26 protein-coding genes are annotated in these 26,219 nt (G+C 63.9%); 15 read left to right on the top strand and 11 right to left on the bottom strand.

Features of this window, described 5'->3' with window-relative positions; genetic code table 11:
- Positions 1–20: 20 nt before the first annotated feature.
- Both VGV58_RS12430 and VGV58_RS12425 read right to left on the bottom strand, forming a co-directional pair.
- The gene (locus tag VGV58_RS12430) at positions 21–908 is read right to left on the bottom strand and encodes a nucleotidyltransferase domain-containing protein (RefSeq protein WP_326874325.1); all 888 of its coding nucleotides are present in this window, start codon (positions 906–908) and stop codon (positions 21–23) included.
- A gap of 8 nt (positions 909–916) precedes the next feature.
- Positions 917–1,852: a patatin-like phospholipase family protein gene (locus VGV58_RS12425; protein ID WP_326874324.1), complete on the bottom strand. Its 936-nt coding sequence runs from the start codon at positions 1,850–1,852 to the stop codon at positions 917–919.
- A 353-nt stretch (positions 1,853–2,205) separates the two neighbouring features.
- On the opposite strand from VGV58_RS12425, the gene VGV58_RS12420 reads away from it, so the two are divergent.
- Positions 2,206–3,306 carry a serine hydrolase domain-containing protein gene (locus tag VGV58_RS12420; RefSeq protein WP_326874323.1) on the top strand — a complete coding sequence of 367 codons (1,101 nt, stop codon included), beginning with the start codon at positions 2,206–2,208 and terminating at the stop codon, positions 3,304–3,306.
- Positions 3,307–3,532: 226 nt separating this feature from the next.
- Here VGV58_RS12420 and VGV58_RS12415 read toward each other — a convergent pair whose 3' ends face one another.
- The gene (locus VGV58_RS12415) at positions 3,533–4,462 is read right to left on the bottom strand and encodes a LysR family transcriptional regulator (protein WP_326874322.1); all 930 of its coding nucleotides are present in this window, start codon (positions 4,460–4,462) and stop codon (positions 3,533–3,535) included.
- Between the two features lie 106 nt (positions 4,463–4,568).
- Between VGV58_RS12415 and VGV58_RS12410 the strand changes: the two genes are divergently transcribed.
- The 7 genes from VGV58_RS12410 (at position 4,569) to VGV58_RS12380 (ending at position 11,594) form a co-directional block, all read left to right on the top strand.
- Complete coding sequence (locus VGV58_RS12410) at positions 4,569–5,075, top strand: ester cyclase (protein WP_326874321.1); 507 nt, start codon at positions 4,569–4,571, stop codon at positions 5,073–5,075.
- 76 nt (positions 5,076–5,151) lie between these two features.
- A complete protein-coding gene (locus VGV58_RS12405; protein ID WP_414643953.1) occupies positions 5,152–5,901 on the top strand; it encodes a 3-oxoacyl-ACP reductase family protein in 750 nt (249 codons plus the stop codon).
- Positions 5,898–6,539 carry an NADPH-dependent F420 reductase gene (locus VGV58_RS12400; protein WP_414643978.1) on the top strand — a complete coding sequence of 214 codons (642 nt, stop codon included), beginning with the start codon at positions 5,898–5,900 and terminating at the stop codon, positions 6,537–6,539. The genes VGV58_RS12405 and VGV58_RS12400 overlap by 4 nt, the downstream gene beginning before the upstream one ends.
- Before the next feature lie 218 nt (positions 6,540–6,757).
- On the top strand, positions 6,758–7,651 hold the full coding sequence (locus VGV58_RS12395; RefSeq protein ID WP_326874319.1) for an AraC family transcriptional regulator: 894 nt from the start codon (positions 6,758–6,760) through the stop codon (positions 7,649–7,651).
- A gap of 126 nt (positions 7,652–7,777) precedes the next feature.
- Entirely contained in the window at positions 7,778–8,383 is a 606-nt protein-coding gene (locus VGV58_RS12390; RefSeq protein WP_326874318.1) for a (2Fe-2S)-binding protein, read from the top strand.
- Between the two features lie 2 nt (positions 8,384–8,385).
- Positions 8,386–9,363 carry an FAD binding domain-containing protein gene (locus VGV58_RS12385; RefSeq protein WP_326874317.1) on the top strand — a complete coding sequence of 326 codons (978 nt, stop codon included), beginning with the start codon at positions 8,386–8,388 and terminating at the stop codon, positions 9,361–9,363.
- Entirely contained in the window at positions 9,360–11,594 is a 2,235-nt protein-coding gene (locus VGV58_RS12380) for a xanthine dehydrogenase family protein molybdopterin-binding subunit (RefSeq protein ID WP_326874316.1), read from the top strand. The genes VGV58_RS12385 and VGV58_RS12380 overlap by 4 nt, the downstream gene beginning before the upstream one ends.
- Positions 11,595–11,615: 21 nt before the next feature.
- Here VGV58_RS12380 and VGV58_RS12375 read toward each other — a convergent pair whose 3' ends face one another.
- On the bottom strand, positions 11,616–12,488 hold the full coding sequence (locus tag VGV58_RS12375) for a LysR family transcriptional regulator (RefSeq protein WP_326874315.1): 873 nt from the start codon (positions 12,486–12,488) through the stop codon (positions 11,616–11,618).
- 138 nt (positions 12,489–12,626) lie between these two features.
- Between VGV58_RS12375 and VGV58_RS12370 the strand changes: the two genes are divergently transcribed.
- Positions 12,627–13,472, top strand: a complete 846-nt coding sequence (locus VGV58_RS12370) for an oxidoreductase (RefSeq protein ID WP_326874314.1) — start codon at positions 12,627–12,629, stop codon at positions 13,470–13,472.
- Positions 13,473–13,538: 66 nt separating this feature from the next.
- Positions 13,539–13,952: a hypothetical protein gene (locus tag VGV58_RS12365; protein WP_326874313.1), complete on the top strand. Its 414-nt coding sequence runs from the start codon at positions 13,539–13,541 to the stop codon at positions 13,950–13,952.
- Between the two features lie 111 nt (positions 13,953–14,063).
- On the opposite strand, the gene VGV58_RS12360 is transcribed toward VGV58_RS12365, so the two are convergent.
- Both VGV58_RS12360 and VGV58_RS12355 read right to left on the bottom strand, forming a co-directional pair.
- A complete protein-coding gene (locus VGV58_RS12360; RefSeq protein ID WP_326874312.1) occupies positions 14,064–14,393 on the bottom strand; it encodes a hypothetical protein in 330 nt (109 codons plus the stop codon).
- A gap of 342 nt (positions 14,394–14,735) precedes the next feature.
- The gene (locus tag VGV58_RS12355; RefSeq protein WP_326874311.1) at positions 14,736–17,249 is read right to left on the bottom strand and encodes a MobA/MobL family protein; all 2,514 of its coding nucleotides are present in this window, start codon (positions 17,247–17,249) and stop codon (positions 14,736–14,738) included.
- A gap of 229 nt (positions 17,250–17,478) precedes the next feature.
- Here VGV58_RS12355 and VGV58_RS12350 point away from each other — a divergent pair, with 229 nt between their 5' ends.
- Positions 17,479–17,910, top strand: a complete 432-nt coding sequence (locus VGV58_RS12350; RefSeq protein WP_326874310.1) for a hypothetical protein — start codon at positions 17,479–17,481, stop codon at positions 17,908–17,910.
- A 74-nt stretch (positions 17,911–17,984) separates the two neighbouring features.
- On the top strand, positions 17,985–18,353 hold the full coding sequence (locus VGV58_RS12345) for a hypothetical protein (protein ID WP_326874309.1): 369 nt from the start codon (positions 17,985–17,987) through the stop codon (positions 18,351–18,353).
- Between the two features lie 26 nt (positions 18,354–18,379).
- Here VGV58_RS12345 and VGV58_RS12340 read toward each other — a convergent pair whose 3' ends face one another.
- The gene (locus tag VGV58_RS12340; RefSeq protein ID WP_326874308.1) at positions 18,380–19,138 is read right to left on the bottom strand and encodes a hypothetical protein; all 759 of its coding nucleotides are present in this window, start codon (positions 19,136–19,138) and stop codon (positions 18,380–18,382) included.
- Positions 19,139–19,551: 413 nt separating this feature from the next.
- Between VGV58_RS12340 and VGV58_RS12335 the strand changes: the two genes are divergently transcribed.
- On the top strand, positions 19,552–21,060 hold the full coding sequence (locus tag VGV58_RS12335) for a hypothetical protein (protein ID WP_326874307.1): 1,509 nt from the start codon (positions 19,552–19,554) through the stop codon (positions 21,058–21,060).
- Positions 21,061–21,468: 408 nt separating this feature from the next.
- Here VGV58_RS12335 and VGV58_RS12330 read toward each other — a convergent pair whose 3' ends face one another.
- From VGV58_RS12330 to VGV58_RS12315, 4 genes are all read right to left on the bottom strand, one after another.
- The gene (locus tag VGV58_RS12330) at positions 21,469–21,810 is read right to left on the bottom strand and encodes a hypothetical protein (RefSeq protein WP_326874306.1); all 342 of its coding nucleotides are present in this window, start codon (positions 21,808–21,810) and stop codon (positions 21,469–21,471) included.
- An 87-nt stretch (positions 21,811–21,897) separates the two neighbouring features.
- Complete coding sequence (locus tag VGV58_RS12325; RefSeq protein WP_326874305.1) at positions 21,898–22,125, bottom strand: P-loop NTPase family protein; 228 nt, start codon at positions 22,123–22,125, stop codon at positions 21,898–21,900.
- A 351-nt stretch (positions 22,126–22,476) separates the two neighbouring features.
- Complete coding sequence (locus VGV58_RS12320; protein ID WP_326874304.1) at positions 22,477–23,337, bottom strand: SRPBCC family protein; 861 nt, start codon at positions 23,335–23,337, stop codon at positions 22,477–22,479.
- An 18-nt stretch (positions 23,338–23,355) separates the two neighbouring features.
- Positions 23,356–24,849, bottom strand: coding sequence for an NAD-dependent succinate-semialdehyde dehydrogenase (locus tag VGV58_RS12315; RefSeq protein WP_326874913.1), 1,494 nt, complete (start codon positions 24,847–24,849; stop codon positions 23,356–23,358).
- A gap of 111 nt (positions 24,850–24,960) precedes the next feature.
- On the opposite strand from VGV58_RS12315, the gene VGV58_RS12310 reads away from it, so the two are divergent.
- Both VGV58_RS12310 and VGV58_RS12305 read left to right on the top strand, forming a co-directional pair.
- Positions 24,961–25,440 (top strand): acyl-CoA thioesterase, encoded by a 480-nt coding sequence (locus tag VGV58_RS12310; protein ID WP_326874303.1) that lies wholly within the window; start codon positions 24,961–24,963, stop codon positions 25,438–25,440.
- Positions 25,437–26,219, top strand: a complete 783-nt coding sequence (locus tag VGV58_RS12305) for an enoyl-CoA hydratase/isomerase family protein (protein ID WP_326874302.1) — start codon at positions 25,437–25,439, stop codon at positions 26,217–26,219. The genes VGV58_RS12310 and VGV58_RS12305 overlap by 4 nt, the downstream gene beginning before the upstream one ends.

Here is a 26,219-nt window from a genome sequence, read left to right as displayed (position 1 = left end):
ATGATCGGCCTGCCGGCTAGCTACGCGGCCCGATCGAACGCTACCATTGCGCCGAGAAACTCCGAGCAATTGGCTGCGGGCCAGGTGACGTTGGCGTTGCCGAGCAACTTGAATTGCTCGTTGGCGCACACGAAGCCGCTGCGATCCGCTGCCATCAGCCAATTCAGCACGTCCCTGAAGTTGACCTGCTCGCTGCCGCCGAACCTGTCCGCGGGGACGTTGTAGAGTAGCCCCTCGATGAAATACGACGGCGCCAGGCCGTCCGCGATAATCCGTCGCTCGATCATCGTGTTCCGCAGGTTCTTGAAGATGCGCACGGTGTGCTTGAACCATTCCCGCGTCGCCTGATGCTTCGCCGTGCAATTTAGGCTGTGCTTTTCGGGGAAGTTCTCGATCCGCGTGCCATCGGGCAGGAAGAAGCAGATGCCGTCGACGTAACGCGGTTCCCCATAGGCCGGGAACGCGTAGTAGCGCCGCAGCTTCGCGCAGACGAGCACGTCGGCGTCCCGGCGGGTGCCGTTCCCTTGGATCAGGACCGCCTTCTTTCCGACCTTCACCGCGCTCCCATAGTGCCGGACGAGCCAGGCGACGACCGATGCCTTGAATTCCTCGAGCGTGTACGTGCCCGGGCTGCGCTGCGCGTTGAAGCGCGCCTTCTCCTCGTCGTTCAGGAAGAACAAATCCGTGTAGAAAACCGAATCCAGGCGGACCACGACATCCACGTCGCTGTCGCCATAGACGTTGGTGGTGTTTCTGTACGAGCCCTGGAGGAAGATCTCGAAGTCCTTCAGGTAGTATGGCGACCCGCTGTCATTCAGGACGCCCCGCAAAGTCTCGTACGTCGCCGTGAACTGCCCGGTCGGCCCCTGATGCGACCAGGTTCCGAGCTGCGCCTCCGAAATCGCCATCGTTCCCCCTAGACCAGATAATCCTTCAACATCGCCTCGCGTGCCGCATAGGACTCCGCGCCGCGCTGACGAAGCAGATTGAGCTTTTTGAGATCGTGCTCGAACAGATCCGTCGACATTTCGGGTTTCTCGAACGTGTCGCTGATCCGTATGGTCCCGATGTCCTTGAAAAGGATGTCGCGGAGTTGATCCATGGACTGGGTATTGATCTCCAGCGTCTTCTGTAGAAGTTGCACGCTGACGAGATATTTCTTAGCGAGCCACATCAACATTCTCGGCTTCGGCTCCGGGTAAACGCCGACGCCGACGCTCACGCACCTGATTTGCTCACGCGGCACCTTCAGGGCGATCATCGCGTCAGCGATCGCGTATAGCGTCGGATTGTTCGCGCAATAACCGCCATCGATGAGCTCGATGTGATCGCCTGCGGCGGTCGTCACGGTCTTTCGCTGGAAGAATGGATAGGCCGAGCAGGACGCCTGGACCGCATCGGCGATCGTGACGCCGAAGCCGGGCACGAAGGTGCCGACACGTCCATGGGCCTGAGCGACGTTGCCCTTGAAGATCATGGGCCGTTCGATCTCCCACTTTGTGGTCACGACGCCCACGCCGGTCTTCACCGCGTCGAACTTCGCATCCCCGAACACCTCGACCGCAAGCTTGGCCAGCGCCGCCGATTTCTCGGCAGGCGTCTTCTGTTTCATGATCGTGGGGACGTACTGCTTGTACAGCACGTGGATCTCCTCGACGGAGTGCCCGAGCGCAAGCAGGGACGCGATGATGGCGCCGGTGCTCGTGCCGAAGATCAGGTCGAACGTCTCATGCAGCCGGCAGCCGACAAGACCTTCGATCTCCCGGAGGACTCCGAGCGTGTAGAAGCCCTTGGCGCCCCCGCCATCGAGGCTGAGAATGCGGCACGGCCGTTCGGCCGAGAAGTCGGGCATGGCCAATCCTGCGAATCAGGAATGCTGCTCGCGGAACTGTACGGCATCCGCACCGCGCGAGTGTCATCACCTTCGGATCGTGCAGTCCTCGTCGATCGGTCAGCTACGCTCGAGCCTCCCGGTCAGACCTCGCCCCTTCGACGATCGGTATCTGCCATGAGCTCAGAATCCCCATATAGGCAGGCCGTCTAAGGTCGGCTTCTAAGTCGATGTTCAATGACTGGAAATGGCGCCAGGCTGACCAATAGCTGTTGGGCGAGGCTGAGGCTGGATGGGGTGGGTAGCGAAGGTTGGGTAGTTCCGGAAATTCGACGCCCAGCTTAAGAATGAGCACGCCAGCTTGGAGCTCGATCATGACGCAGCCATCTGCGGCCCAAGCTGCCGGCGATCCCAGCTGGTTCGAGCAGGCCGCGCCTGAGGACGAGGGCTTCTCGCCCGGCATCGGCGCTCGGCTCGATCAGGCCATCGCCGACGGGAAAGTCTGGAACCTGCACGGGCTCGTCGTGCTGCGAAACGGCAAGGCGGTCCTCGAACGCTATTTCGGAGGCGAGGATCGCGCCCGTGGCGTCGGCGCGCTCGGCCACGTCGTCTTCACGCCCGACACACTGCATGATTTGCGCTCCTGTTCGAAGAGCATCGTTGGCCTGCTCTACGGCATCGCGCTGCAGCAGGGACAGGTACCACCTCCGGAAGCACCGCTCTTCTCCGCATTCCCCGAACACGCCGATCTCGCGTATCGGGATGGCCGTGATCGGCTTCTGATCCAGCATGTGCTGACGATGGCGATGGGCACCGACTGGGACGAAAGCAGCTTCCCGTACTCCGACCCTCGCAACAGCGAGATTGCGATGGACGCTGCGCCGGATCGGTATCGCTACATCCTTGAGCGACCCGTGATCGATGTGCCGGGTGCGCACTGGGCTTATTGCGGCGGAACGACAGCGCTTTTGGCCGGCATCATCGCGAGGGGCACGGGCAAAACCCTACACGACTTTGCTCGCGAAAGCCTGTTCGGGCCGCTGGGGATGGGGGCGACCGAATGGGTGACGGATGGTGATGGCGAGCCGATTGCTGCATCGGGAGTGCGGATGTCGACACGCGATCTCGCGCGCATCGGCATGATGATGCTGAACGGCGGCCAGGTGAACGGACGTTCGGTCGTCCCCGCCGAATGGCTGGCGCGCTGCGTAACCCCTTTCGTCAGCGCCGACGAGCTTCGCCGCTACGGCTATCAGTGGTTTGTCCTCGACATCGCCTTCGGCAAGCCGAAGGGCTGGGCCGTCGGCCGGCTGGAGCGCATGTGGATGGCGCAAGGCGAGGGAGGCCAGCGGCTGTTCGTTATCCCCGCACTCGACTTGGTCATCGCGGTGACGGCCGGAAACTACGAGCGGGAAGACCAGTGGATGCCGCCGACGCGGGTCTTGCGCGAAATCGTCCTGGCGCAATTGCGATAGGAGACCTCAAGCGAGGACCCCTGCGTCTCATCCCACAACGCCCCTCTTAGTCTCTGCATCGAGTCGACTTCGGTCATGCCGCTGCCATGCCTTAGGGTCCGCTTTCTGGCAGAGAGCTAGAGTCCGCTCCGGCGCTCCACAGAACCGGCAGCAGGCCAAACGGACGCCGCTCCCCCTCCTGATAGATGTCTGTTCCAGGGGTTATCTGATTATCCATACCCCGCGATTAACCCAAGCTCCCCGCGAAGCGCTCGGCGAGCTTCTGCTGCCGGAATGCCTCGACGACGCATTCGACGAAGACTCGGGTCTTGGCTGGCAACAAGGTGCGGGAGGCGTAGTAGAGCGAGATCGCGCCGGCGTCGGCATACCAGCGTGGCAGCAGACGGATCAGCACGCCGCTTTCGAGATCAGGCAGGACGTCGGGTACCGCCAGCATCGCGACCCCGAGGCCGAGCCGGGCCGCCCCGCGCATCGCCATGGGATCGTTGACGACGAGACTCTCCGGCTGGATTGCCGTCATCTCGGTGCCGGCGGCGTCACGCATCGCCCAGTGGCGGATCCGGCCGGAATTGAGCGAACGCATGACGATTCCGTCGACCTGGCCGAGGCCAGCGGGATCCACCGGCGCCGTCCGCCCCGCCATGTAACCAGGGGAGGCGACAGCGACGATGTGTGCCGGAGCGAGGGCGCGCGCGATGATACCTGGAGCGAGGTCGAAGCCGCCCCCAATCGCCGCGTCATAGCCCTCGGCGACGAGGTCGACCTGGCGGTTCTCGAAATGCCATTCGGGGCGCAGGCGCGGATAGCGTGTCAGGAGATCCGGCAACAGCGGCAGGATATGCGTCGTGCCGAAGGTTGGACTGAGGCTCACCTTAAGCGTGCCGGCAGGTTCGGCGGTGCCGGACGCCACTTCGGCAATGGCGGCCTGCAAGGCTTCGAGATTGCCGCCGATCGCCTGTCGAAAACGCTCCCCCGCTTCCGTCAATGTCAGTTTGCGCGTCGAGCGATGGAACAGGCGCACGCCGAGATTGCGCTCCAGCATCGCGACGTTGCGGCTGACCGCGGCAGGCGTCAGGGACAACCGGCGCGCGGCTTCCGAGAAGCTGCCGAGCTCGGCGCTGCGCGCGAAGCTCTCAAGGTTGGCGAGGGTCTCCATCACAGCCTTCAAGAGATGATTGAAAATCAATCAAATCAATACCGCCTAATCATGGCGGAATAAACCCGCCATCTTCGCTCCATCGAAACCGACCGGAGTGAAGATCATGCCGTCCCCGACCAATGCCGCTTCCTTCGGGCGCCGTATGGCCGTTGCCGGGCTCGTCAGCACTCTGCTGCCGCTGCCCGCAGCGGCCGGGAACGGAAACCGCGAGGAGGCGAATAAGGCGGTGATCCGCCGCCTGCTCGACGAGGTGCAGCGCGACGGTGATTTCGCGGTGTTCGAGCAGCTCTTCGCCGCGGATTATGTCGACCACACGCCCTTCGGCGGTTTCCGTCCGGATCGGCACGGCACAAGCGAGATCTACCGGACATTCCGCGCGGCTTTCCCGGATTGGCGGGCTGAGGTCCATCTTCAGATCGCCGAAGGCGATCTCGTCTCCACCTACAAGACCTATCACGGCACGCATCGCGGCGCGTTCCTCGGTCTTGCGCCGACCGACCGCACCACCCGCTTCGCGGTGATGGATGTGATGCGCATCCGGGATGGCCGCATCACCGACCATTGGACCGTCGCGGATGGTGCCGGGCTTCTCGCGCAGCTCCAGGGCTGAGTTGCGCCTCTTCCATCAACCAGCCGGCCGGCGCGACCGCCGGCTACTCAGGCCCAAATCAAGAAAGGACCAGATCATGTCGTATTCTCTTCCCCTCAAAGGCAAGGCCGCCCTCGTGACCGGCGGCTCGCGCTCCATCGGCGCGGCAATCGCCCGCAGGCTGGCCGCCGACGGCGCTGCCGTCGCTATCACCTACAGCGCCTCGCCGGACAGGGCGCGTCAGGTCGTCGCTGAGATCGAGGCGGATGGTGGCAAGGCGCTCGCCATCGAGGCCGACGCCGGCAAGCCGGAGGCCGTGCGCGCCGCGGTGGCGCAGACGGTCGCGGCCTTCGGCGCCATCGACATCCTCGTCAACAATGCCGGTCTCGGCCTGGGAGGCCCCATCGAGGAGATCCCGTTCGAGACCTATGAGCGGATGATCGCGGTCAACGTCACCGGCGTCTTCGTCGCGACGCAGGAAGCGGCGCGGCATATGAAAGCGGGCGGACGCATCATCCAGATCGGCTCGTCGATGACGCGCTACGCCGCCTTCCCGACCGCTTCGCTTTACACCCTGACCAAGGGCGCGATCACCGGCTTCAACCGCTCGCTGGTGCGAGACCTCGGACCGAAGGGCATCACGGTGAATACCGTGCATCCCGGCCCGACCGACACCGATATGAACCCGGCGGACGGGCCGGTCGCCGCGATCGTCGGCCCCGGCATAGCGATCGGCCGCTATGGCCGGCCGCATGAGATCGCGAGCGTCGTCGCGTTCCTCGCGAGCCCCGAGGCCGCCTTCGTCACCGGCGCCGACATCGTTGCCGATGGCGGGCTCACCGCCTGACATCCAATCAGACCGTTCATCAAAGGAGAGATTCCATGCCCAGCATCGGCATCATCGGCGCCGGCCAGATCGGCCAGGCCTTTGCCACCGCGCTCGCCCGCAACGGCATCGCGGCCACTCTGTCCAACAGCCGCGGCCCGGAAAGCCTGAAGCAGGTCGTTGCCGCCATCGGCCCGACCATCGAGGCGAGCACCCGCGAAGACGCGGCGTCGAAGGACATTGTCCTCGTTGCGGTCAACTGGTCGAAGCTGCCAGCAGCACTCGCGGGATTGCCGGACTTCGGCGGGCGCATCGTCCTCGACGCGAACAATCCGATCGAGGGGCCGCTGTTCAAGCCGGCCGAACTCAACGGGCGCGCCTCGTCAGAGGTGTTCGCCGGACTCGTGCCGGGCGCGCGGGTGGTGAAGGCCTTCAACCATCTCCAGCCGCCGCTTCTCGCCGGCAACCCCGGGGCGGAAGGCGGCCGGCGCGTGCTGTTCTATGCGGGTGACGACGCACAGGCCAAGTCGGAGATCGGCGGGCTGATCGATCGTCTCGGCTTCTTCGGAATTGATCTCGGGTCGCTGGCGCTTGGGGCCCGCCTCGTTCAGTTTCCCGGCGGGCCGCTGCCGGCGCTCAATCTCGTGCGGTTCGGTTGAGCATCCGCCAATAGGACAACAAGAAGCGCGGTGAAATCGTCGCGCTTACTGTCTGCTTGCGGGCGACCTCTCAACGACCGCTTTTGGCGCAGACCTTGCGTCAGCCTTGCCAGCGCCGCTCTGCCTTCCGAAAAAGCGAGCAGGTATTTCGCGCCTGAGCGAGGTGCTATGCGTCTGTCTTAAAGCAAGCGCCTCGCGGCTGGGAGAGGTCTCTTTCGATGAGCGAACAGCCACTTGCGGACACCGAGGCGCAGGTTCGACGCCTGCAGCATGGCCACGCACCACCCATCATCTCGGAGGTGTTCAGTGGCGAAACGCGCCTCGTCAGCCGCTGGCGAAACGAGCCGTTCGAATACGATCTGCCGCCGCTGGAAGATCACATCATCTCGGCGACCCATGTCGGCACCGGCGTGGCGTCGGTGAAGGTTGGCCGCCAAATCGTGTCCTCACCCGCACGGGCAGGAATGATTACTATATGGCCCAGGGGCCACGGTGGCTTCTGGAGGGCTGACGGCGTCATCGAAGCGTCCAACATCTTCCTGGGGCGCGAGCGACTTCAGGGCTGCATCGATCAGGTCGGCAATGGGCGGCCGCTGGAACTACGGTTCGATCGGATCCATTACGGCGACGCGAAGCTGTTCGCGATCATGCGGATGATCAACGACGAGATCAGCGCGGGCGATGCAATCTCGCACCTGTTTGTCGAACATCTCGTCGATCTCGTATGCCTTCAACTGATCAGAACCCATTCCACCACGTCAATGGCGATCTCGCCCGGACCGCGCAACGGTTTGGCCGATTGGCAGGTCAAGCGCGTGAGCGCTTACATGCGCGAAAACCTCGCCCGAGATATCCGACTCCAGGAGCTCGCCGACCTGCTCAACCTGAGCCGATTTCACTTTTGCACGGCCTTCCGCGCGGCAACTGGCTGCACGCCGCATCAATGGTTGACCAATCAGCGGCTGTCCTACGCTAAGCAACTCCTCAAAGACGGAACGTTGCGCATCACCGATATTGCTTTGGTCGTCGGGTACGAGACACCGTCCGCATTCTCCGCGACCTTCCGGAAGGTGATTGGAGTGTCGCCGAGCGAGTATCGCAGGCGTCTTTAAGCTCGGGTGCGAGCCTCCTCAGTTATTAATTTCCGCAAGATCAGAACAATTCCAAAATCCTGAAACAGCGACGTTGCCGCCCGGCGCCTATCGTTCTCACGATCGATCGGACGGAGGGGATTGCTGATGACTGACAGCGCACCGGAATTGCAACCGCGCGGACCTGCCATCTCACGCCGGCGAGTGCTTCAGACAACGGCGGCAGTTGTGGCGCTGGATACCCTGCCGCCGACTCCACCGGCCGCAGCCCAGCCCGTTCCGGCGACGGCGACGGCGACAATTAAGCTCAGGGTCAACGGCGCGCCGCATGCACTGACGGTCGATCCGCGGCAGTCGCTGCTCGACGTGCTGCGCGAGAAGCTCGATCTTCCCGGCACCAAGAAGGGCTGCAACCAGGGCGCTTGTGGCGCTTGCACGGTCTTACTGGACGGCAAGCGGATCGTCTCCTGCCTGACGCTCGCCGCCATGCATGACGGCGCCGAGTTGACGACGATCGAGGGGCTGGCGAAAGGCGATGCGCTGCATCCGCTCCAGGCCGCCTTCATCGAGCATGACGGTTTGCAATGCGGCTTCTGCACGCCTGGACAGATCGTTTCCGGCGTCGCCTGCATCGCGGAAGGCCATGCCGGCTCGCCCGAGGAAGTGAAGTTCTGGATGAGCGGCAACATCTGCCGCTGTGGCGCCTATCCCGGCATCGTCGCGGCGGTCACCGAGATCGCAGGGAGGGGCTGACCATGCTGCCATTCGCTCTGGAAAAGGCGCGTAGCACCGAGGACGCCATCGCCGCCGCCGCTGCGGGCGCCCGCTACATCGCCGGCGGCACCACACTGGTCGATCTGATGCGCGAGGAAGTCGAGCGGCCCGAGCGCCTGATCGACATCAATGCCCTCCCACTGAAGGATATCCACGCCGACGGCTCCGACCTCGTCATCGGCGCGCTCGCCCGCATGGCGGAGGTTGCGGCTCATCCCGAAGTCAAGCGCCTCCAACCGGTGATCGCCGAAGCGCTGATCGAGGGCGCCTCGCCGCAATTGCGCAATATGGCCTCGATGGGCGGCAACTTGCTGCAGCGCTGTCGCTGCCCCTATTTCCGCATGCTCGACGCCGCCTGCAACAAGCGCGCTCCGGGATCCGGCTGCTCGGCGATCGACGGGCTCAACGCCGGCAATGCGATCCTCGGCACCAGTGCCTCCTGCGTGGCGACCCATCCCTCCGATGTCGCCGTTGCCCTCGTCGCCCTCGGTGCGACGATGCGGGTGCGCGGTCCGAAGGGCGAGCGCAACCTTGCGGTCGAGGAGCTTTTCCGCCTGCCGGGCGATACGCCGCATCTCGAGCATACGCTGCTGCCAGGCGAATTGATCCTCGATATCCGCGTGCCGGCCGGGCCGTACAGCCGCCGCGCGCGCTATCTCAAGGTGCGCGACCGCGCCTCCTATGAGTTCGCCCTCGTCTCGGCGGCGGCCGCCCTTCATGTCGAGAACGGCCGCATCCGTTCGGCGCGCCTCGCCGTTGGCGGGGTCGGCACCAGGCCCTGGCGCCTGAAGGCCTGCGAGGAGGCGCTGGCCGGCAAGCCCGTCGACCGCGCCAGCTTCGAAGCGGCGGCGCGCCTGGCGACGCAAGGAGCGCGCCCGCTCAGCCACAATCACTACAAGGTCGAACTCTTGCCGCGGACCATCGTCCGCGCCCTCGAAATGGCGGGAGAGGTGGCATGACGGTCCAGTTCATCGGCAAGGCCCATCCTCGCGTCGACGGGCCGCTCAAGGTCACCGGACGCGCCCGCTATTCGGCGGATTTCAACCAGCCTGGCCAAGCCTACGCTGTGATCGTCAGCGCCACGGTCGGGCTCGGCCGCATCACCGGCATGGACAGCGCCGCCGTCGAGCGCATGCCGGGCGTGCTCGCCATCCTCAACCACACCAATGCCGGCAAGCTGCCCTATCGACCGCACAAGGCCGGGATCGACCCGGCCGAGGGCGAGCGCCTGCATGTGCTGCAGGATGATGCCGTGCGCTTCCATGGCCAGCCGGTCGCAGTCATCGTCGCCGAGACACTCGACCAGGCCGAGCGGGCAGCCCTGGCGCTCAAGGTGAGTTACGAGGGGCGCAAGCCGATCGTCGACCCGATGGATCCAGGCGCCCAAAAGGTGATTCCCGATGCGGCGAAGCGCCCCGGCGCGCGAACGGTCGCCGACAAGGGGCGCGGCGATGCCGACGCCGCAGTGGCGAGCGCGCCGGTCCGGATCGACCAGCGCTACGACATCGCCCGAGAGAACCACAATCCGATGGAGCCGCACGCGACCGTCGCCGCCTGGGATGGTGACCGGCTGACGCTGTGGAGCAAGAGCCAGTATCTGGTCAACGAGCAAGCGGAGATCGCCGCCGTCTTCGGTATGCCGGTCGAGAAGGTCAGGGTGATCTGCCCCTTCATCGGGGGCGCCTTCGGTACCAGCCTGCGGACCTGGCCGCATGTCACGCTGGCAGCGCTGGCGGCACGGCATATCGGGCGGCCGGTCAAGCTCGTGCTGACGCGCAAGCAAATGTTCTTCACCACCGGCCACCGGCCACGCACGCTGCAGCGTGTCGCATTGGGCGCCTCGTCGGACGGCCGCCTCCTTGGTCTGGTGCATGAGGGTGCGGGCGAGACCAGCCGCTATGAGCAGTTCACCGAGGCACTGACCTCGATCACCGACTTCATGTATTCCTGCCCGAACCTGCGCACGGAGTACCGGCTGATTCCGCTCGACACCGGCACGCCCAACCATATGCGCGGGCCCGGCGAGTCGAGCGGCGCCTTCGCGCTCGAATGTGCCATGGATGAGCTGTCCTATGCGCTCGGCCTCGATCCGATCGAGCTACGCCGCCGCAATGAGCCGAAGCTCGACGAATCCGAGAACCGGCCCTTCTCCAGCCGCTCGCTGATGGCCTGCTACGATCTCGCCGCCGGGCGCTTCGGCTGGTCGCGGCGGACCCCGCAGCCGCGCTCGATGCGTGATGGCCGCCTGCTGGTCGGCATGGGCGCGGCGACGGCCTCCTATCCGGCCTTCCATGCCCCGGCCAATGCGCGGGTGCGCTTGCTCGCCGACGGTACGGCCGAGGTCGAGGCGGCAGCGAGCGATATGGGGCCGGGCACCTATACCTCGATGACGCAGGTCGCGGCCGAGTTCCTCGGGTTGCCGCCGGAGCGGATCCGCTTCCGTCTCGGCCAGACCGACTACCCCGCCACGCCCTCGCATGGCGGTTCCTGGACGATGGCTTCGGTCGGCTCGGCGATCCGCGCCGCGTGCCTCGCTGTCCGCGAGGAACTGGAGAAGCTCGCGATTGCCGATCAGCGCCTGCCGGTCTTCGGCGCAACGCTTGACGCCCTCGAATGGAGCGGCGAGCGGCTGCAGCGGCGCGGCGAGCCCTCCTCCGGCCGCTCCTATGCCGAGATCGTCACGAGCGCCGGCCGACCCATCGAGGCGGCCGGATCGGCGCAGCGCGATCCGAACGTCGCGTCGCGCTATTCGATGCATTCCTTCGGCGCGGTCTTCGCCGAGGTCGCCATAGATCCTGATGTCGGCACGGTCACGGTGCGGCGCCTGACCGGTGCCTATGGCATCGGCCGCGTCGTCAATCCACTGCTGGCGCGCAGCCAGTGCAATGGCGGAATGATCGGCGGAATGGGCATGGCGCTGATGGAACGCACCGCCCTCGATCCGCGCGACGGGCGGCCGGTGAACGCGCATATGGCCGATTATCTGATGCCGGTGAACCTCGACATCCCCAAGCTGGAAGCCCTGTTCGTCGACGAGGCCGACCCGCATGTGAACCCGCTCGGCGTCAAGGGGCTGGGTGAGATCGCCCTGGTCGGGACAGCGCCGGCGATCGCCAATGCCGTCTTCCACGCCACCGGCAAACGGGTGCGCACCTTGCCGATCCGTATCGAGGACGTCCTCGCCGGCTGAAGCATGCGCCGGGAGCGGCGCTCAGGTTGAGACCGTCCGCTCTCCGCGCACGAAGTCGACGAAGGCCCGCAGGGTCGCGGGCATCTGCCGCCGGCTCGGATAGTACAGGTGGAAGCCTGGATAATACGGGCACCAATCCTCGAGGACCCGGACCAGCCGGCTCGCGGCGAGATGCTGCTCCACCTGCATCTCGAACAGATAGGCGACGCCCATGCCGGCGAGTGCCGCCTGCAGAATATGGCCCTGGTCGCCGAGGATGAGCGATCCTTGGACCGCCACCTGGAACTCGATCCCCCCGCGCTCGAACTCCCAGTCGTAAAGACGCCCACTGGCGAAGCGCAGCTGCAGGCAGGGCAGCGTCCGCAGTTCCTCCGGCGCCGAGGGCGTGAAATGCCGGGCAAGGAATTCCGGCGCAGCGACGACGGCCGAACGCTGCCGCGGGCCGATCGGCACGGCGATCATGTCCTGCGCGATCACCTCCCCGAAGCGGACACCGGCGTCGAAGCCCTCCGAGACCATGTCGACCAGCGCGTTATCCGCGATGATCTCCAGCGTCACCTGCGGATGCTGCTGCATGAAGCGCAGCGCCAGAGGCAGCAACACCATCTGTGTCGCGAGATGGGCAGCGTTGAGACGCAGGCTGCCGACTGGCTGGTCGCGGTAGATATTGAGATCGTCGAGCGCGTCGTTGATGTCGCGGAAGGCCGGCTCGATCCGATCATGGAGGCGCTGGCCAGCCTCGGTCAGTGCGACGCTGCGGGTCGTGCGGTTGAGCAAGCGGATCTGCAGCCGTTCCTCCAGTGCTCGCAAGCCATGGCTGATTGCCGAGGGCGTGCAGCCGAGCTCGTCGGCAGCACGGCGGAAACTGCGATGCCGCGCCACCGCCAGGAACATGGAAAGGGAAGCCGGGTCACCTTTCATTGCTGAAAAAAACTCATCAAGCCAATGATAATTGAATGGATACACTCAGCAGAAGCAGCTGGCTACCCTTCAATCATCGGCCGTGAAGCCGAAGGATCGAAAGGAAAAACCATGTCTGTCTGGTTCATCACCGGCGCTTCCCGCGGCTTCGGCGCACAGGTTGCGAAGCTCGCCCTTGCGAAGGGCGATGCGGTTGTCGCCACCGCCCGCGATCCGAAGAGCGTCATCGCCTCGCTCGGCGAGCATCCCAATCTGCTCGCCGTCGCGCTCGACGTCACCGACGAGGCGCAGGCGCATGCGGCCATCAAGGAAGCGATCCATCGCTTCGGCCGGATCGATATCCTGCTCAACAATGCCGGCTTCGGGCTGCTCGGCGCCGTGGAAGAAGCTACCGCCACCGAGGTCGAGGCGCTCTACCGGACCAACGTCTTCGGCGTGCTCAACGTCTGCCGCGCCGTGCTGCCGCATATGCGCCGCGCGCGCAACGGCCACATCTTGAACATCTCCTCGATCGGGGGCTATCGCAGCGCGGCGGGCTTCGGTGTCTATTGCTCGACCAAGTTCGCGGTCGAGGGCCTCACCGAAGCGTTGGCCGACGAGCTCGCCCCGCTCGGGATCAAGGCGACGATCATCGAGCCGGGCTATTTCCGCACGGATTTCCTTGATGCCCGTTCGCTCAGCATCAGCGGCGCTCGGATCGACGACTATGCCGGGACGGCGGGGGCCGTCCGTGAGCATGCGGCGAAACTGAGCCATCGCCAGCCCGGCAACCCGGCCAAGCTCGCCGCTGCGATCGTCGCCCTGGGTGGCAATCCCGAAGCCCCGCTGCGGATGCCCTATGGCAGCGACACAATCGCGGCGATCGAGGCCAAGAACGCCCTGGTCGCCCGCGAGCTCGATGCTTGGCGGACGGTCTCGGTCAGCACCGATTTCACGGACGAAAGCGTCGCAGCCTGACGCCCCTGCCGCTGCACCCGGTGGGCGTAGAACCGCCCGCCACCACCTGCCATCGAGGACAAAGCCATGTTGAACGCTTTTGCCGTGCCTCCTTCCCCCATCGCGCTGCTCGACTTGGTCCGGCGCGGCACCGGCTTCGTGCGCTGCCAAGACGAGGTTCGCTACACGGTTGCACCGAGCGCCTTCGGCCCTGTGCTGTTCGCGATCTCACGTGGCAGGGTCGTCAGCCTCGAGCTTGGCCGTGATGCAATGGAGCTGGTGCGGCGCTTCAGGGCCGCGTTCCCGGCGTCACGCGAGGCCAAGGGCGATCCCGTCTTCTGGGACTCCGGCGTTGAAGTGCTCGATGCGATCGAGCATGTCGACCTGCCGAACGACCTCGATCAGATCGAGGTCGGTCAACGGTTCGTGACAGCGGTCCTGGAGATGCTGCATGCAGTGGATGGGCAACCTGTCCGCTATGCCGGCCGCGGACTTCACTGATCCGGCGTCGAGACGGAGCGGTCAATAACCCCTGTAGGAGGTTGAATAGACGCCGATTCTCCGATGTCCGCTTCTTGGCGTAAAGCCAATGTCCGGAGATGGCGCGCAGCGTCAACTGCCGAATAGTGCTGCATCCATGCCGCGCCCTCGGGTGCCCCTATGGGTGTGCGGCTCGATGCCAGTCAGCCTGTACGCATTGGAGATGCCGAACTCGTTCTTGGTGCTGGGCACGCGCTCGACATGCGCCAGGTTGTTAATCGCCAGGACAGTCAGGCCGGCTTTGATGTGCTCACGGGCGATGCCGGAATATTCGGTGATCTTGTCGTAGCTGATATTCGCCATGTTGGTGTCGTCACCACGGCGCGCCGCGAAGAGCAGATAGAGCTTCAAGGCATTCAACTCGGCGGGTTTCCGCAAGGTAAAATCGTCGAAGAACGCCATGCGATCGCCGTGATAGAGCGACTTGCACGGCAGCTTTGCCCAGTCCCTGATCGGATCAAAACGCAGCAGCCCATAATAGCTGCGCCCGCCACCTTCGCGCTCGATGATGCTGCGCTCCTCAAGGATGACCAGCTACCCTTTTCGCGCACCGCGAATGTTCGAAGCTGGCAGGACGTGGCTGATCAGGCCTGCCTCAAGCCCGGCGGTAATGTTCAACGGCATGAATGCCATTCAGTGGGTTTAGGGATGCTTGGTGATCGTTGAGCGTCCCTGCTAGGCCTCCGGTTGTGCCGACTATCCTTCCTAGCAACCATTCGAAGCTATGGGTTTCGGGCCTCGCTTTCAAACGATGTGCTTGCCTTTGACGACGGCCTCGCCCGCGCTTGAGCGCTGGGCCCTTGGCGGCGCCGTGGATCCGCGCTTTCTTGCGACACGTTCCACGACTGCCTCGATCAAATCCTTCAACTCAGGCGTGCTCCGGACGACTGCGTCGGCCGCGATATCTCGCAAGGTCCGCGGCCGCAGAGGGTTCGATTGTCCAGGCCCGAGAGACTGTGCGGTCTTGAGGAAGAGGTCATAGCGCGCATTCGTACGTCTATCGAAGTCGGCGACGTCTTCGTTCACATAGTCGGCCAACATCTGCTTCAAGGCATCAGAGCGCTTCCCCTGAAGGATCATGAGAACGGCGAGTTCGTCGACGATCCGAACGTGTGCAGGATGCGGCGGCACCCGGCGTGTTGCCGCCGGTACGACCGTTCTGCCCTGAGACGACGGCGAAGCGGCTCGCTCCAGCACCTGTCTACCGGACGACCTGCTCGCCGTTTCCCCAAGCGGAACATCGCCGCTCTGGGTGATTACCGGGTCTAGTGCCCTTGGCTTGGCCTCCATTGCAGGCATGCTCGGCCATTCAGCGCTCTGCTTGCGCATAAGCTCGATCCAGTCTCGGCCCTGCGCGTCCAGCAGAGCCATCGTTTCCTGCGCGATCTGCTTGGCCAGCACCGCCAGTTCACGCAAGGCACGGAATGCGTCGATCTTGATGATGGACGCGATCAAAGCGAGTTTGTGGCGGTGACCACGCCGCAGCCGACTTTCGTGCTTCTCATATTGGTCGAGAAGCACCACACGTGCCTGCCCATGATCGCCGAGGAGGCGCGTCACACCGTCCTGCCAACGCGAGCCCAGCCGTTCGGCGGCCTCGACTACGATCGGATCCAACCTTCCGACGCGAGGATCGATACGACGCAGCGCGGTGACCGTGCTCGTATCGATATCGGCACGGCCACGAATGATCCGCCTCTGATCGGCAGCAATAGCCTGCTGCAGCAGTTCAGCGCGCGGAGCACCATTGGAACGTGCTATCCGAGATTGCATGGCAGCGAGACGGCGCTCGGCCACGAGTCGCGCCGTCGATGCGGGCACGTCCAGATCTCGATGTCGACCGGTGCGCGCTCTTGCCGGCATATCCACCCGGATGTCGCGCCATGCCTGACGCTTTGATTCCAGCAGCGCGGCCCATTGCTCATCATGCTTTTCGACGAGGGCCTTCGCCTCCGCGACACGGCGAACCGCGTATACAGACAAGCGTCGCAAGGCCACCAAGGCGTGCCGCGATATCAGCTTCTCGATCAGCGCCAGCGAGAGAAGCTGCCTATGCAATAGCATATCGGCTTCGCGCTGCTGTCGTGCGGCAAGTTGCCGGGCACGTTCGTCCGATCCGCGATCGGAATCCAGTATCTCTAGCGGCACACGCGAACGAAGACGGGGTCCGGTCGCCAGCGTTATGTTGCGCCATGTCGATGATAGTTGGCTTCCAGTTTCGCGCGCATGCCCGTCGACGGCCGACTGCAGACGAGCCATCGCATCACGAAGGCGTTGTTTCGTCGCGGATCCGTGTGCTTCGATCTGCCGTCGAAGTGCCGCGGATTGCAGTATCGCCCTCCGCATCATGGTCGATGCTGGAGGGCTCATATCCCTGCGTTCATGTATCGCGGCCGAGCGCTTGATGACGTCACGCGATTCAACCATTCGCGGGGCAGAATCTTTTATCAGCGACCGCACACGATCAGCCAACCGTCGCCTGCGATCCACGCGCCAGGATGGTTCGGTTCCCGTCCGACGAGCTTGTCGCTTTTCGAACTCGATGGATTGACGATTGATGTACGGCACGGGTTGGATGCCCAACCCTTGCCGGGCGAAGCTGCGATGGTCCGGCGTCACACCGATTTCTGCGCCGAGGCGGCGTGACCATTCGGCTCGCATTTCGTCCATCGCAGACGAAATCGCTTTGACCGTTCCGTCGCCACGCTGCTGCGTGATGGCGGCCCCGGTCTCGCGATCCTTGTGTTGCATGGCGATGCCGTTCAGCGCGCGGACTTTCGCCCCATAGCTGTCGACTGCCATCGACCGAGTGCTGACGAGAAAATGTGCGTGGTCGCGCGACGTCGCGGCGTTGTGGCAGCCATACTCGACGACGACGCCATGGGCCTGCGTCAACCATCGCGCGAACCCCTCAACGATCCGCCGTGCCTGCGCATCGTTCATGCCGTACGGCAGCGTCGCATCGATATGCGTACCGAGGCGCGGAAGATGTCCGCCGTTGCGGCGATAGCTTCCATCGGGCTTGCGTTCGAATGCGTCAAGCTGGACCCAGGTATCCTCGCGATCGAGATCGACGCCTTCGGGCATGCTCAGTCCCGCGAATGCGATCTCGTGCGCGGCGTGAGGGCTGTCGATGGGGCGCCCCAGGAACGACGACTTTCCGCACACGTAAGCCGAGACGGCTCCGATGGCATGGACGCCGTCGGCCATAGAGGCGCGCACCCACTTCGCTGCGAAATGGATTGTGCGTTCGAACATGCTGCCCTTTGGCACCGACACTGTCGTCCTTCCTTCCTAAGGCCCCTGCCAGGCCCGCTCATCCTCATGTCGCTCTGCGGCGGAGGATGAATAAGCGGGCCGGGGAAGCTGCGCTCCCCCTGGACCCCCTCCACTCACGTTACTGCTAGCAATATATGCACACATTTATTGACTCACAATACCGTAGGCGACTATAACGCTCAGCATCCCGGAAAGGAGGGGATCTGACATGAGCAATGTGATGAAGTTGGCCAACGCTATCGTTCGCGAGAACGGCATCGAAACGGCGAAGCGGTCGGCAGCCTTCGATGAGCTGCGCAAGCTGGCGGAGAGGACGAATGCGGTGCCGGCATGCGTTGCGGCGGTTTCCAATGCCTGCGAGCGGCTCGGAATCAGCAAGCGCGAGGCTGCTCCCTTCGTCCGGGCGTTCGCCCACTCCTCGTATAAGACCGAAAGCAACAACTCTCTCAGCGAGATGATCGACGCGCAGCGGGCCGAGAATGCCGAAAGGCGTAAAGCGCTCGCAAAGACGAATGCGGAGAAAGCCGCGGCGAAGAAGGCGATGCAGTCGCAGTCGTCCGCGCATCCGCCGACGGTTGGCGATGACAATAACGCCTCCGGAAACCGCCAGTCACAGCTCGCCATCGAGGACGCGCAGTAGCGCGCCGCCCTCTGAAAACCTGCGGGCGGTCCTCGCCGTCCGCCCGCCCTCTCAATCCAATCAGGAGTAACTCAATGGCTGACGACGAGAAGGCTTCGGAGGATGCGGCTAAGAAGGCCGCAGAGCGAGCCTTGATCCATGAGCACGCATTCCAGTTCGTGCTCGCAAGTTTCCATCAGGGAACCCCGCGTCTGAAGGCGTGGACAGCGCTACGGCTCGCCGCCAGCATCGCTGCGATCGCAAACTCCCAGGAGATCGACGCGATCAAGAACGACCTGGCGAGGCAGCCTGCTGAGAAAGCGCTCGAAGCCGTCACGCAGGACGTACGTAAGGACGAGGAGCAGCGTCAGAAGGATCAGGTCGCCGTCACCACGCTGGAGACGGCCGTTATCGACGGCTCACTGCATGCGGCCAACACCAAGATGGACGATAAGACCGATTGATTCCGGTCGCAGCCGCGAATCACCGCTTACACATAGGTCGGCCGGATCTTGACCACGGCAACATGCACGAACTCTGCATGAAAGGAGGTCAAGAGCTCTTTGAAAACGTCTGGATGGGCTGCCTGCGGCATGACGATGATCGGCTCGATTTTGACCTGACGCAAAGCGAGCGCGCGACCGAGATCGAGTTCTCGGCGCGCCCGATACAGTGCCGGTGCCTGGTCAGGGAGAACGATGATCACCGCCCAGCGCTTCAAGCCGGTCCGCTCCTGAAGAAGATGATCGATCCCGGTGAGATGTTTCAGTTCTTTCGGACGCTCGCCCTCGTCGACTTCGACGCCGATCAAATGGCGAGCGTGACGCAGCGCGACCGCGCGAAATGAATCCAGATCGAGTCCTGGATCATCGGCACCGCTCACTGGTCGCAGCGCCTCACCCGCATACTCTGCCAGCAGAGCACGGAAGCTCAACCTGCGTGATACATAGCGCTCGGCGGCATCGATCGCAGCCACGGGATCACGCCGATACCAGCGATCCACCAGTTCCGCGGTCTTGAAGGTGACTCCTCGAAGAGCCTGTGCGAGCTCCGGGTGCGTTGGCGAGAGCTCCAGAGTAAACGTGAGCGCACGCATCATGCGACGGATATGGTTGGCCGTTGGCCCGTACTCGTTGACCACGCTTTGCAAGGCCGCGTTCTTTTTGCCATGTGGCGCATAGTTCACCCGCTGCAGCGCCTCGGCTGCAATTGCGACCCATTTGGGGTGGTCGAGATCGTCATCCGACATTTGTGCAATTTCTTTGTGTGTGACTTTTCGCTTCTTCGCGATTTATCCGTCAGCGTCAAGCTGAGCTACCGACCATAAGATTGCCTAAATCGCCCGGGTTACCGCCCATTTTTGTCAACGCCGGATGTCGACCAAATCGCCAGTCTCATGCTCGATCGAGATCGAGCGAGATGAGGTTCTCCTTGGAGTCATCGTAGGCGACCAGAACGCGGGCTCCCCTCAAACCATCCTTCCGCTTTCCTCCTCCCGGCACTCGGATGCGTCTGTTCGATAGACAGACATCCCCATTTGCCAGGTCCATCAGCCTGCCGCCTCTGGTCATGAGGGCCGCATAAACGGATTCTTTGGCGCTGCTGAACATAAAAGAAGGCCCGCATGGCGGGCGAAGTGGCAAGCCAGCCCGGAGCACGGCAATGGTGAGCAAGCAGAAGAACGATTTGCCGCCATCCGACCTCGATCTCCTGCGGAAAATTCTGGCGACGAGCGGGACAGATCTGAAGCTGTTCTCGTGGCAGGGCGACGGCTTCGCTTCTGTGAGGATGGGGTCAGGACGCGAGGCCTTTGCCATTGCATCGCGTGGTTTCCGGGCGTGGCTGCGCCAGGAATTTCTGACCGACCACAAGCGCCACCCCTCGCCCTATGCGCTACGGACAGCCATCAACGAAATCGCCGATCAGGCGGCCGATGCGCCCGAGGAGCGCATCTGGCGGCGTGTCGGGACAGATGGAGACGTTTGGTACATCGATCTCGGGAACGAGCAGCGGGAGGTTATCCAGATCATTCAAGGCGTCTGGGAGCTGGTAAATCGGGCGCCGATCCATTTTGCCAGAAGCCGGGCGATGCGCCCGTTTCCCCAGACCCGAACGACAGGAGCGGTCGACGGGCGGACTGGTGAATTGACGGCCGGCGACCGAGCGGTACACCAGCAAACGCTGAAAGCATTCGCCGCACTCCTCAACCTGGACACCGCAGCCGATTTTCAGTTGCTTATGACGTGGTGCGTATGTGCGATGACGCCCAACGGGCCCTATCCAGTCCTGACGGTGTGCGGCGAACAGGGCTCGGCCAAATCGACCCTGGTCCGCTTGATCCATGACCTGGTCGACCCAAGCCACGCGCCCCTGCGCTCCCTCCCGTCAGCGGAGAAAGACCTCTTCGTCTCGGCGAGCAACGCCCATCTGCTCGCCTTCGACAATGTCTCGAACATCTCCGCTGCCACGAGCGACAATCTGTGCAAGATCTCGACAGGAGGTGCGGTCGCATTGCGACGCATCGGGACCGATACGGATGAGATTTTTCTCGAATTCAAGGCGCCGGTCATCCTGAACGGGATCGGTGACCTTATCCTGCGGCCGGATCTCGCCGATCGAGCGCTGGTCATCAACACGACTGCGATCGCAGCAGAGGAGCGTCGCGACTCAGACTCGATCCAAAGGGCCTTCAGCGATCTCGCTCCACGGCTGACAGAGGCGCTGCTGGACCTTCTCGCGCTGGCGCGCTTCAAGCTGCTGACCGAGGAAGCTGGTCTTTGGAAGGCAGACAGGCTGCCGCGCATGGCGGAGTTCGCCAAACTCGGGATCGCCATCGAGGATGTGTTCGGCGAGCCCGGCGGCTTCACGGCCGCCTATGACAGGAACCGCGTAGCCGCAGCCGATGATCTCGTCGAGTCGGATCCGATCCTGCTGACCATCCTGGAGCTCTGGGATGAAAAGAAGTGTTGGAGCGGAACGATGCAGGATCTGCAGGTCGAAATTGCCCAGCGCCTGAAGGCCTCCGGCTCGCGCCTTCCGGTCCCCACCGGGCTTGCGCAGATTTCAAGCCATGTGAAGCGGATCAAGCCGATCCTGGTCAAGAAGGGGATGATCGTGGCGTTTCACCGGGCTGCGTCAAAGGATCGGCGGCGGACGCTTGAGCTATTCTAGGCTCTTCTGACCGCGATCGGTCGAGCCAAACGACTAAGCTTCGGCGGTCGCAGGCGGACGCTGACATTGTTGCTGGAGCCGGTCAGCGTCCGCAAGCGCCTCGACGGCCCCCGCGAGAATGGGTCATTGCGGCTGCGCCAGTGAAACGTCACAGAATGCCGAAATTGGCGGGGTTTCGGCTCATCTCACAAGGCCCTGCCAAAGCCGGATGGGCCAGACGACCCGCAGAGCTCAAATGCTTGCAGATTTCTTTGCGGGTCGTTGATCATGGGCGGACGATGCGGACGATGCGGATGCTGATTTGCCATGACAGCCCTTGCGAGTCGGGCAATCCGCCTTGATGAGTGCATCCGATTCCAGCGCCAGCGGCCTGGATTGCTCGATCCAGTGCGGCACTTCGGATCGGGTTCAGACGATCTCGATCCAGGTCGGTGTACTGGTGGCCATGCGATCGCCATCGACAAGCTTGGCAAGCCAGCTCCTGTCGACGAACAGCATGCGGATGGCGGCTTGCATGTGGAGCGGTTCGGAGCGGCAAACCCGATCATCGATGAGCTTGGCGAGCCTGCGCTTCGCCTTGACCCCGTCCGATCCCTTCAAGACCGGCCAGACCGCAATCTTCGCTGCCGTCAGATAGGCGAGGATCTGCGCGCCCGCTGCCGCCCGGCGAAGGTCCATCACAATTTCGCCGGGCAGCCCGCCGGTGGCGGTATTGGCTTCGTGGAAGAGCGATCGAAGGATCGCCAGCATTTGCTCGGGCTTCAGTCTGATGTCAAAGCTGATCAGGCGGTCCGCGATCGAGCTTGGCAGCGAGATGAGATCGTTGGCGGTTGTAATTCAGATGATCCCCTCAGCTCGAACCGGGATCTCCAGGAACTCGTCCTGGAAGTGCTGGGAATTCTCACGCTCGAGCAGCGAGTGGAGCATTTGAACCGGCGTCTCGCCCGGAGTGATCGGACTCGCCTTCTCGATTTCGTCGATGACGACAACGGGCGAGGTGCAATCGCTGTCGATCAGGAGCTGGGCGATCTTGTCCGGCCCCGCCGCACGCCATGCAGTGGCCAAATCTTGTGAGTCAGCTCGCCCTGTCCGAGACCAAGTTCATCGGAATTGTCAGTGTCGACACGCCGAACGCCTGCGCCTATCGGCGGGCACAATAGGTCTTGCCAACGCCGGAGGGCCCGAGCAGCACGACCGGATCGAACGCAGCGCCTGTCCGCCGACGATCGCCAGCGTTGCGGTGCGCAGGACCCAGGCGGTCACCTCCGCGAATTGCGAGCAGGTCAGGTCGAGCGCCGCGATGCGGGCGAGCAGCGCGGCGTCGGGTAAGATCAGGCTCTGCCAGGACCGCGCTCGTCATCATGTAGGCGCGAGCCGCTGATCATTGCTGCCGACGGATGCGTGCAGCAATCCCGCTCAGCTCTCCGGTTCCCATGTGCGTCGCCCCAACAGCGCGAGCAGAAACTGCCGGTCCGACGCGCTCGCTCGCGAGGCTTCGTGCTGCCTTCCGGCTAGGTATCCAACGGCCAGGATCAGGAAGAGCAAGACAGCCGAAGAAAGGTCCATGACCGAGCCGCCTGCCGGAATCGGAGGCGACAGCCGCGCAGTTCCGCCCATCAGGAGCGTCGATGAGATCGCGATGATCGCTCCGGCCAGAACGACGATATTCAGCCACGAGACCCAACGCGTCGCCTCACCGGGCGCGGCCATAGGCAGGTTGGGCGAGGCTTCCAAACGCGGCCCGCGATCCATGGGCGCCGCGGTAGTGCCTGGAGATTGCGAAGCCATCTGGGCCGGTCTCGGTGCCGCTTGCTCCTGGGAACCAGGAGCCGCGTCGCGCACCGCGATTTCCTCGGCGAAGCGCTTGAAGAAGGCGTCGGACATCTTGCGGGCTGTCGCGTCAATAAGTCTGCCGCCTAGCTGAGACAGCTTCCCACCAATCTGAGCCGACACCGAATATCGCAGGATCGTAGCCTCTCCATCAGCCATCAGGCCCACCTGGGCCGAGCCTTTCGCGAACCCTGCGACTCCTCCCTGCCCTTCGCCGGCGATGCGATACCCGTTGGGCGGATCGAGGTCTGACAATGTCACCGCCCCCTGGAACTTGGCCGATACGGGCCCGACCTTGATGACCGCCACCGCCGTCATCTCCGTATCGGAGTGCTTCTGGAGTTCCTGGCACCCCGGAATGCATTTCCTGAGGACCTCGGGATCGTTCAGCGCGGCCCAGACCACGTCGCGCGACGCCTCGATGCGCTGCTCACCGGACATATCCATGACGTTTCCTCCTAGCGCTTAGTTGGGTTGCCCGATGCCGCCGAGGCAGACGTACTTGATCTCGAGGTAGTCCTCGATCCCGTACTTCGACCCTTCGCGACCAAGCCCCGACGACTTCACGCCGCCGAAGGGGGCGACCTCGGTGGAGATGAGGCCCTCGTTGGCGCCGACGATGCCGGCCTCCAGCGCGTCAGCCACGCGCATCACGCGGCCGATGTCGCGGCTGTAGAAATAGGCTGCCAGGCCGAACTCACTGTCGTTCGCCATGGCAGTCGCCTCGGCCTCGGTCTCGAAGCGGATCAGAGGCGCGAGCGGTCCGAAGGTCTCCTCCTGGAAGGCCAGCGCGGACGATGGAACGTCAGTGAGCACTGTCGGCTCGAAGAAGTTGCCGCCGAGATCGTGGCGCTTGCCGCCGGCCAGCACCCGCGCGCCCCGTTCAAGCGCATCACGAACATGCTCCTCGACCTTGTCGACAGCTGCGGCGTTGATGAGCGGACCCTGGGTCACCCCCTCGTTCATGCCGTCGCCGACCTTGAGCTGTCCGACGGCCTTTGCGAGCTTCTCCGCGAAGCGATCATAGACACCGGCCTGGACCAGGAAACGGTTCGCGCAGACGCAGGTCTGGCCGGTATTGCGATATTTCGAGGCCATCGCACCCTTCACCGCCTCGTCGAGATCGGCGTCATCGAAGACGATGAACGGGGCATTGCCGCCGAGCTCCATGCTCGTCTTCTTCACCGTCGGCGCGCATTGCGAGAGCAGGATCGAGCCCACCCGCGTCGATCCGGTAAAGGAAAGCTTGCGGACGAGCGGGTTCTGGCAGAGCTCCTTGCCACACTCGGAAGACGGGCCGGTCACGATATTGCAGACACCGGGAGGCAGGCCGGCGCGCTCCGCCAAAACGCCAAGAGCCAGTGCCGAGAAAGGAGTCTCGCTCGCCGGGCGGATGACGCCGGCGCAGCCCGCCGCCCATCCGGGGCCGGCTTTGCGGGTGATCATCGCCGTCGGGAAGTTCCAGGGGGTAATCGCCGCGAAGACGCCGATCGGCTCCTTCTGGACGATGATGCGACGACCGGCGACCGGCGCGGGAATCGTATCGCCGTAGACGCGCTTCGCCTCTTCGCCGAACCATTCGATGAATGCTGCCGCATAGGCGATCTCGCCCTTCGCCTCTGCGAACGGCTTGCCCTGTTCGGCCGTCATGATGCGAGCCAGGTCATTCTGATTTTCCATCATGAGCTCGAACAGCCGGCGCAGGATCGCGGCCCGTTCCTTGCCGGTCTTGGCGCGCCAGCCCGGCTGGGCCTTGTGCGCGGCAACGATGGCTTTCGCGACCTCGTCCCGCTGCAGCGACGGCACATGGCCAACGATCTGGCCTGTCGCGGGGTTGGTCACCGCAATCACGTCTCGGCCTGCGGTTCCGATCCATTCGCCGCCAACGAGGTTGGCTTCGAGGAATAGACCGGGATCATCGAGTGATTCCCGCAAGCCTTTGCTTGGCGTCGCCTTCATTGCACGTCCTCCTGTCGCACCGGACCGGGCCTGGCTTGCCAGCCCGCGCAGCACCGGATGCCTTGACATGTCCTAACACAGTCTAATAATGCAAGTCACTAGGAGGAGACGATGGTGGACCTAGAAACCACTGCCCCCAAGCCCGCATCCGATCGCCCCGCTCGCGGTCGTCGCCGGGACTACGCGTTGGCGCGTCCCATCGCGACGCGATGGATGGACAACGACGTCTATGGCCACGTGAACAACGTCGTTTACTACTCCTTCTTCGATACGGCGGTGAACGCGGCGCTGATCGAGCGCGGCCTGCTCGACCCCGCTTCGAGCGAGGTGATCGGCCTCGTGGCCGAGACCGGCTGCCGCTATCACGCCTCCCTCTCCTTCCCCGAAGAGGTGACGGCGATGCTGCGCGTCGCCCATCTCGGCCGCTCCAGCGTCCGCTACGAGATCGGCCTGTTCGGACCGGGCGAGGACTTCGCGGCGGCCGAAGGTCACTTCGTCCATGTCTATGTCGACAGCCGGACCCGGCGCCCTATCGCTCTGCCGGAAGTCCTGCGCGGCTTCCTCGAAACCCTGCGGACCGAACGCACATGACGACGATCGACGGCATTGACGTGTCACGCGATGGGGCGATTGCAACCGTCACTCTCAATCGCCCCGCGCGGAAGAACGCGGTCACCTTCGCCATGTGGCAGGCGCTCGCCGCTATCTTCGCAGAATTCGGACGAGACGATGCCTTGCGGGGAGTCATCCTCACCGGCGCAGGCGCGACCTTCTCGGCTGGCGCAGACATCGGCGACTTCGAGCAAACCCGAGCCTCGACCGAGCAGGGGATCGCTTATGAAGTGGCAGTCGATGCCGCTTGCGACGCCATCGCCGCGTTGGGGCGCCCGGTCGTCGCAGCCATTCAGGGCCATTGCTACGGAGGGGCCTGCAACCTCGCCATGGCATGCGATTTCCGCATCATTTCCGCCGACGCGCGGGTGGCGATCCCGGCGGCCAAGCTTTCCATCGTCTATGGCGTGAAGGGCACGGCTCGACTGCTCGCATTGGTCGGCCTCGCCGAGGCGAAGCGCATCTTCTTCTCGGCGCAAGGCTTCAACGCCGTTCACGCCCTGAGGACCGGATTCGCGCAGGGGATCGCAGAGGATCCGCTCGTGGGCGCAAAGGCGCTCCTCGATGACTTCTCGAATCTGGCGCCCCTCTCGATCGCAGGCGCCAAAGCGATTCTCAACGGCCTCGCGATGACGGATCTGCCGTTCGACGCCGAAGCAGCCGACGCGCACATCCTGCGGGCTCTGAACAGTGCCGACTATGCAGAAGGCCGCACCGCCTTCACGCAAAAGCGCCCGCCGCGTTTTCAGGGACGCTGA

It is taken from the genome of Allobosea sp., assembly GCF_035944895.1.
Lineage (GTDB): Bacteria > Pseudomonadota > Alphaproteobacteria > Rhizobiales > Beijerinckiaceae > Allobosea.
The sequence above is the reverse complement of the archived record's forward strand: the minus strand, read 5'-3'. Positions and strand labels throughout refer to the sequence as shown.

Excerpts from the sequence above, each read along its gene's own strand:
- VGV58_RS12430 (WP_326874325.1), bottom strand. The coding sequence starts at position 908 with ATGGCGATTTCGGAGGCGCAGCTCGGAACCTGGTCGCATCAGGGGCCG.
- VGV58_RS12425 (WP_326874324.1), bottom strand. The coding sequence starts at position 1,852 with ATGCCCGACTTCTCGGCCGAACGGCCGTGCCGCATTCTCAGCCTCGAT.
- VGV58_RS12420 (WP_326874323.1), top strand. The coding sequence starts at position 2,206 with ATGACGCAGCCATCTGCGGCCCAAGCTGCCGGCGATCCCAGCTGGTTC.
- VGV58_RS12415 (WP_326874322.1), bottom strand. The coding sequence starts at position 4,462 with ATGGAGACCCTCGCCAACCTTGAGAGCTTCGCGCGCAGCGCCGAGCTC.
- VGV58_RS12410 (WP_326874321.1), top strand. The coding sequence starts at position 4,569 with ATGCCGTCCCCGACCAATGCCGCTTCCTTCGGGCGCCGTATGGCCGTT.
- VGV58_RS12405 (WP_414643953.1), top strand. The coding sequence starts at position 5,152 with ATGTCGTATTCTCTTCCCCTCAAAGGCAAGGCCGCCCTCGTGACCGGC.
- VGV58_RS12395 (WP_326874319.1), top strand. The coding sequence starts at position 6,758 with ATGAGCGAACAGCCACTTGCGGACACCGAGGCGCAGGTTCGACGCCTG.
- VGV58_RS12390 (WP_326874318.1), top strand. The coding sequence starts at position 7,778 with ATGACTGACAGCGCACCGGAATTGCAACCGCGCGGACCTGCCATCTCA.
- VGV58_RS12385 (WP_326874317.1), top strand. The coding sequence starts at position 8,386 with ATGCTGCCATTCGCTCTGGAAAAGGCGCGTAGCACCGAGGACGCCATC.
- VGV58_RS12380 (WP_326874316.1), top strand. The coding sequence starts at position 9,360 with ATGACGGTCCAGTTCATCGGCAAGGCCCATCCTCGCGTCGACGGGCCG.
- VGV58_RS12375 (WP_326874315.1), bottom strand. The coding sequence starts at position 12,488 with ATGTTCCTGGCGGTGGCGCGGCATCGCAGTTTCCGCCGTGCTGCCGAC.
- VGV58_RS12370 (WP_326874314.1), top strand. The coding sequence starts at position 12,627 with ATGTCTGTCTGGTTCATCACCGGCGCTTCCCGCGGCTTCGGCGCACAG.
- VGV58_RS12365 (WP_326874313.1), top strand. The coding sequence starts at position 13,539 with ATGTTGAACGCTTTTGCCGTGCCTCCTTCCCCCATCGCGCTGCTCGAC.
- VGV58_RS12360 (WP_326874312.1), bottom strand. The coding sequence starts at position 14,393 with ATGGCGTTCTTCGACGATTTTACCTTGCGGAAACCCGCCGAGTTGAAT.
- VGV58_RS12355 (WP_326874311.1), bottom strand. The coding sequence starts at position 17,249 with ATGTTCGAACGCACAATCCATTTCGCAGCGAAGTGGGTGCGCGCCTCT.
- VGV58_RS12350 (WP_326874310.1), top strand. The coding sequence starts at position 17,479 with ATGAGCAATGTGATGAAGTTGGCCAACGCTATCGTTCGCGAGAACGGC.
- VGV58_RS12345 (WP_326874309.1), top strand. The coding sequence starts at position 17,985 with ATGGCTGACGACGAGAAGGCTTCGGAGGATGCGGCTAAGAAGGCCGCA.
- VGV58_RS12340 (WP_326874308.1), bottom strand. The coding sequence starts at position 19,138 with ATGTCGGATGACGATCTCGACCACCCCAAATGGGTCGCAATTGCAGCC.
- VGV58_RS12335 (WP_326874307.1), top strand. The coding sequence starts at position 19,552 with ATGGTGAGCAAGCAGAAGAACGATTTGCCGCCATCCGACCTCGATCTC.
- VGV58_RS12330 (WP_326874306.1), bottom strand. The coding sequence starts at position 21,810 with ATGCTGGCGATCCTTCGATCGCTCTTCCACGAAGCCAATACCGCCACC.
- VGV58_RS12320 (WP_326874304.1), bottom strand. The coding sequence starts at position 23,337 with ATGGATATGTCCGGTGAGCAGCGCATCGAGGCGTCGCGCGACGTGGTC.
- VGV58_RS12315 (WP_326874913.1), bottom strand. The coding sequence starts at position 24,849 with ATGAAGGCGACGCCAAGCAAAGGCTTGCGGGAATCACTCGATGATCCC.
- VGV58_RS12310 (WP_326874303.1), top strand. The coding sequence starts at position 24,961 with ATGGTGGACCTAGAAACCACTGCCCCCAAGCCCGCATCCGATCGCCCC.
- VGV58_RS12305 (WP_326874302.1), top strand. The coding sequence starts at position 25,437 with ATGACGACGATCGACGGCATTGACGTGTCACGCGATGGGGCGATTGCA.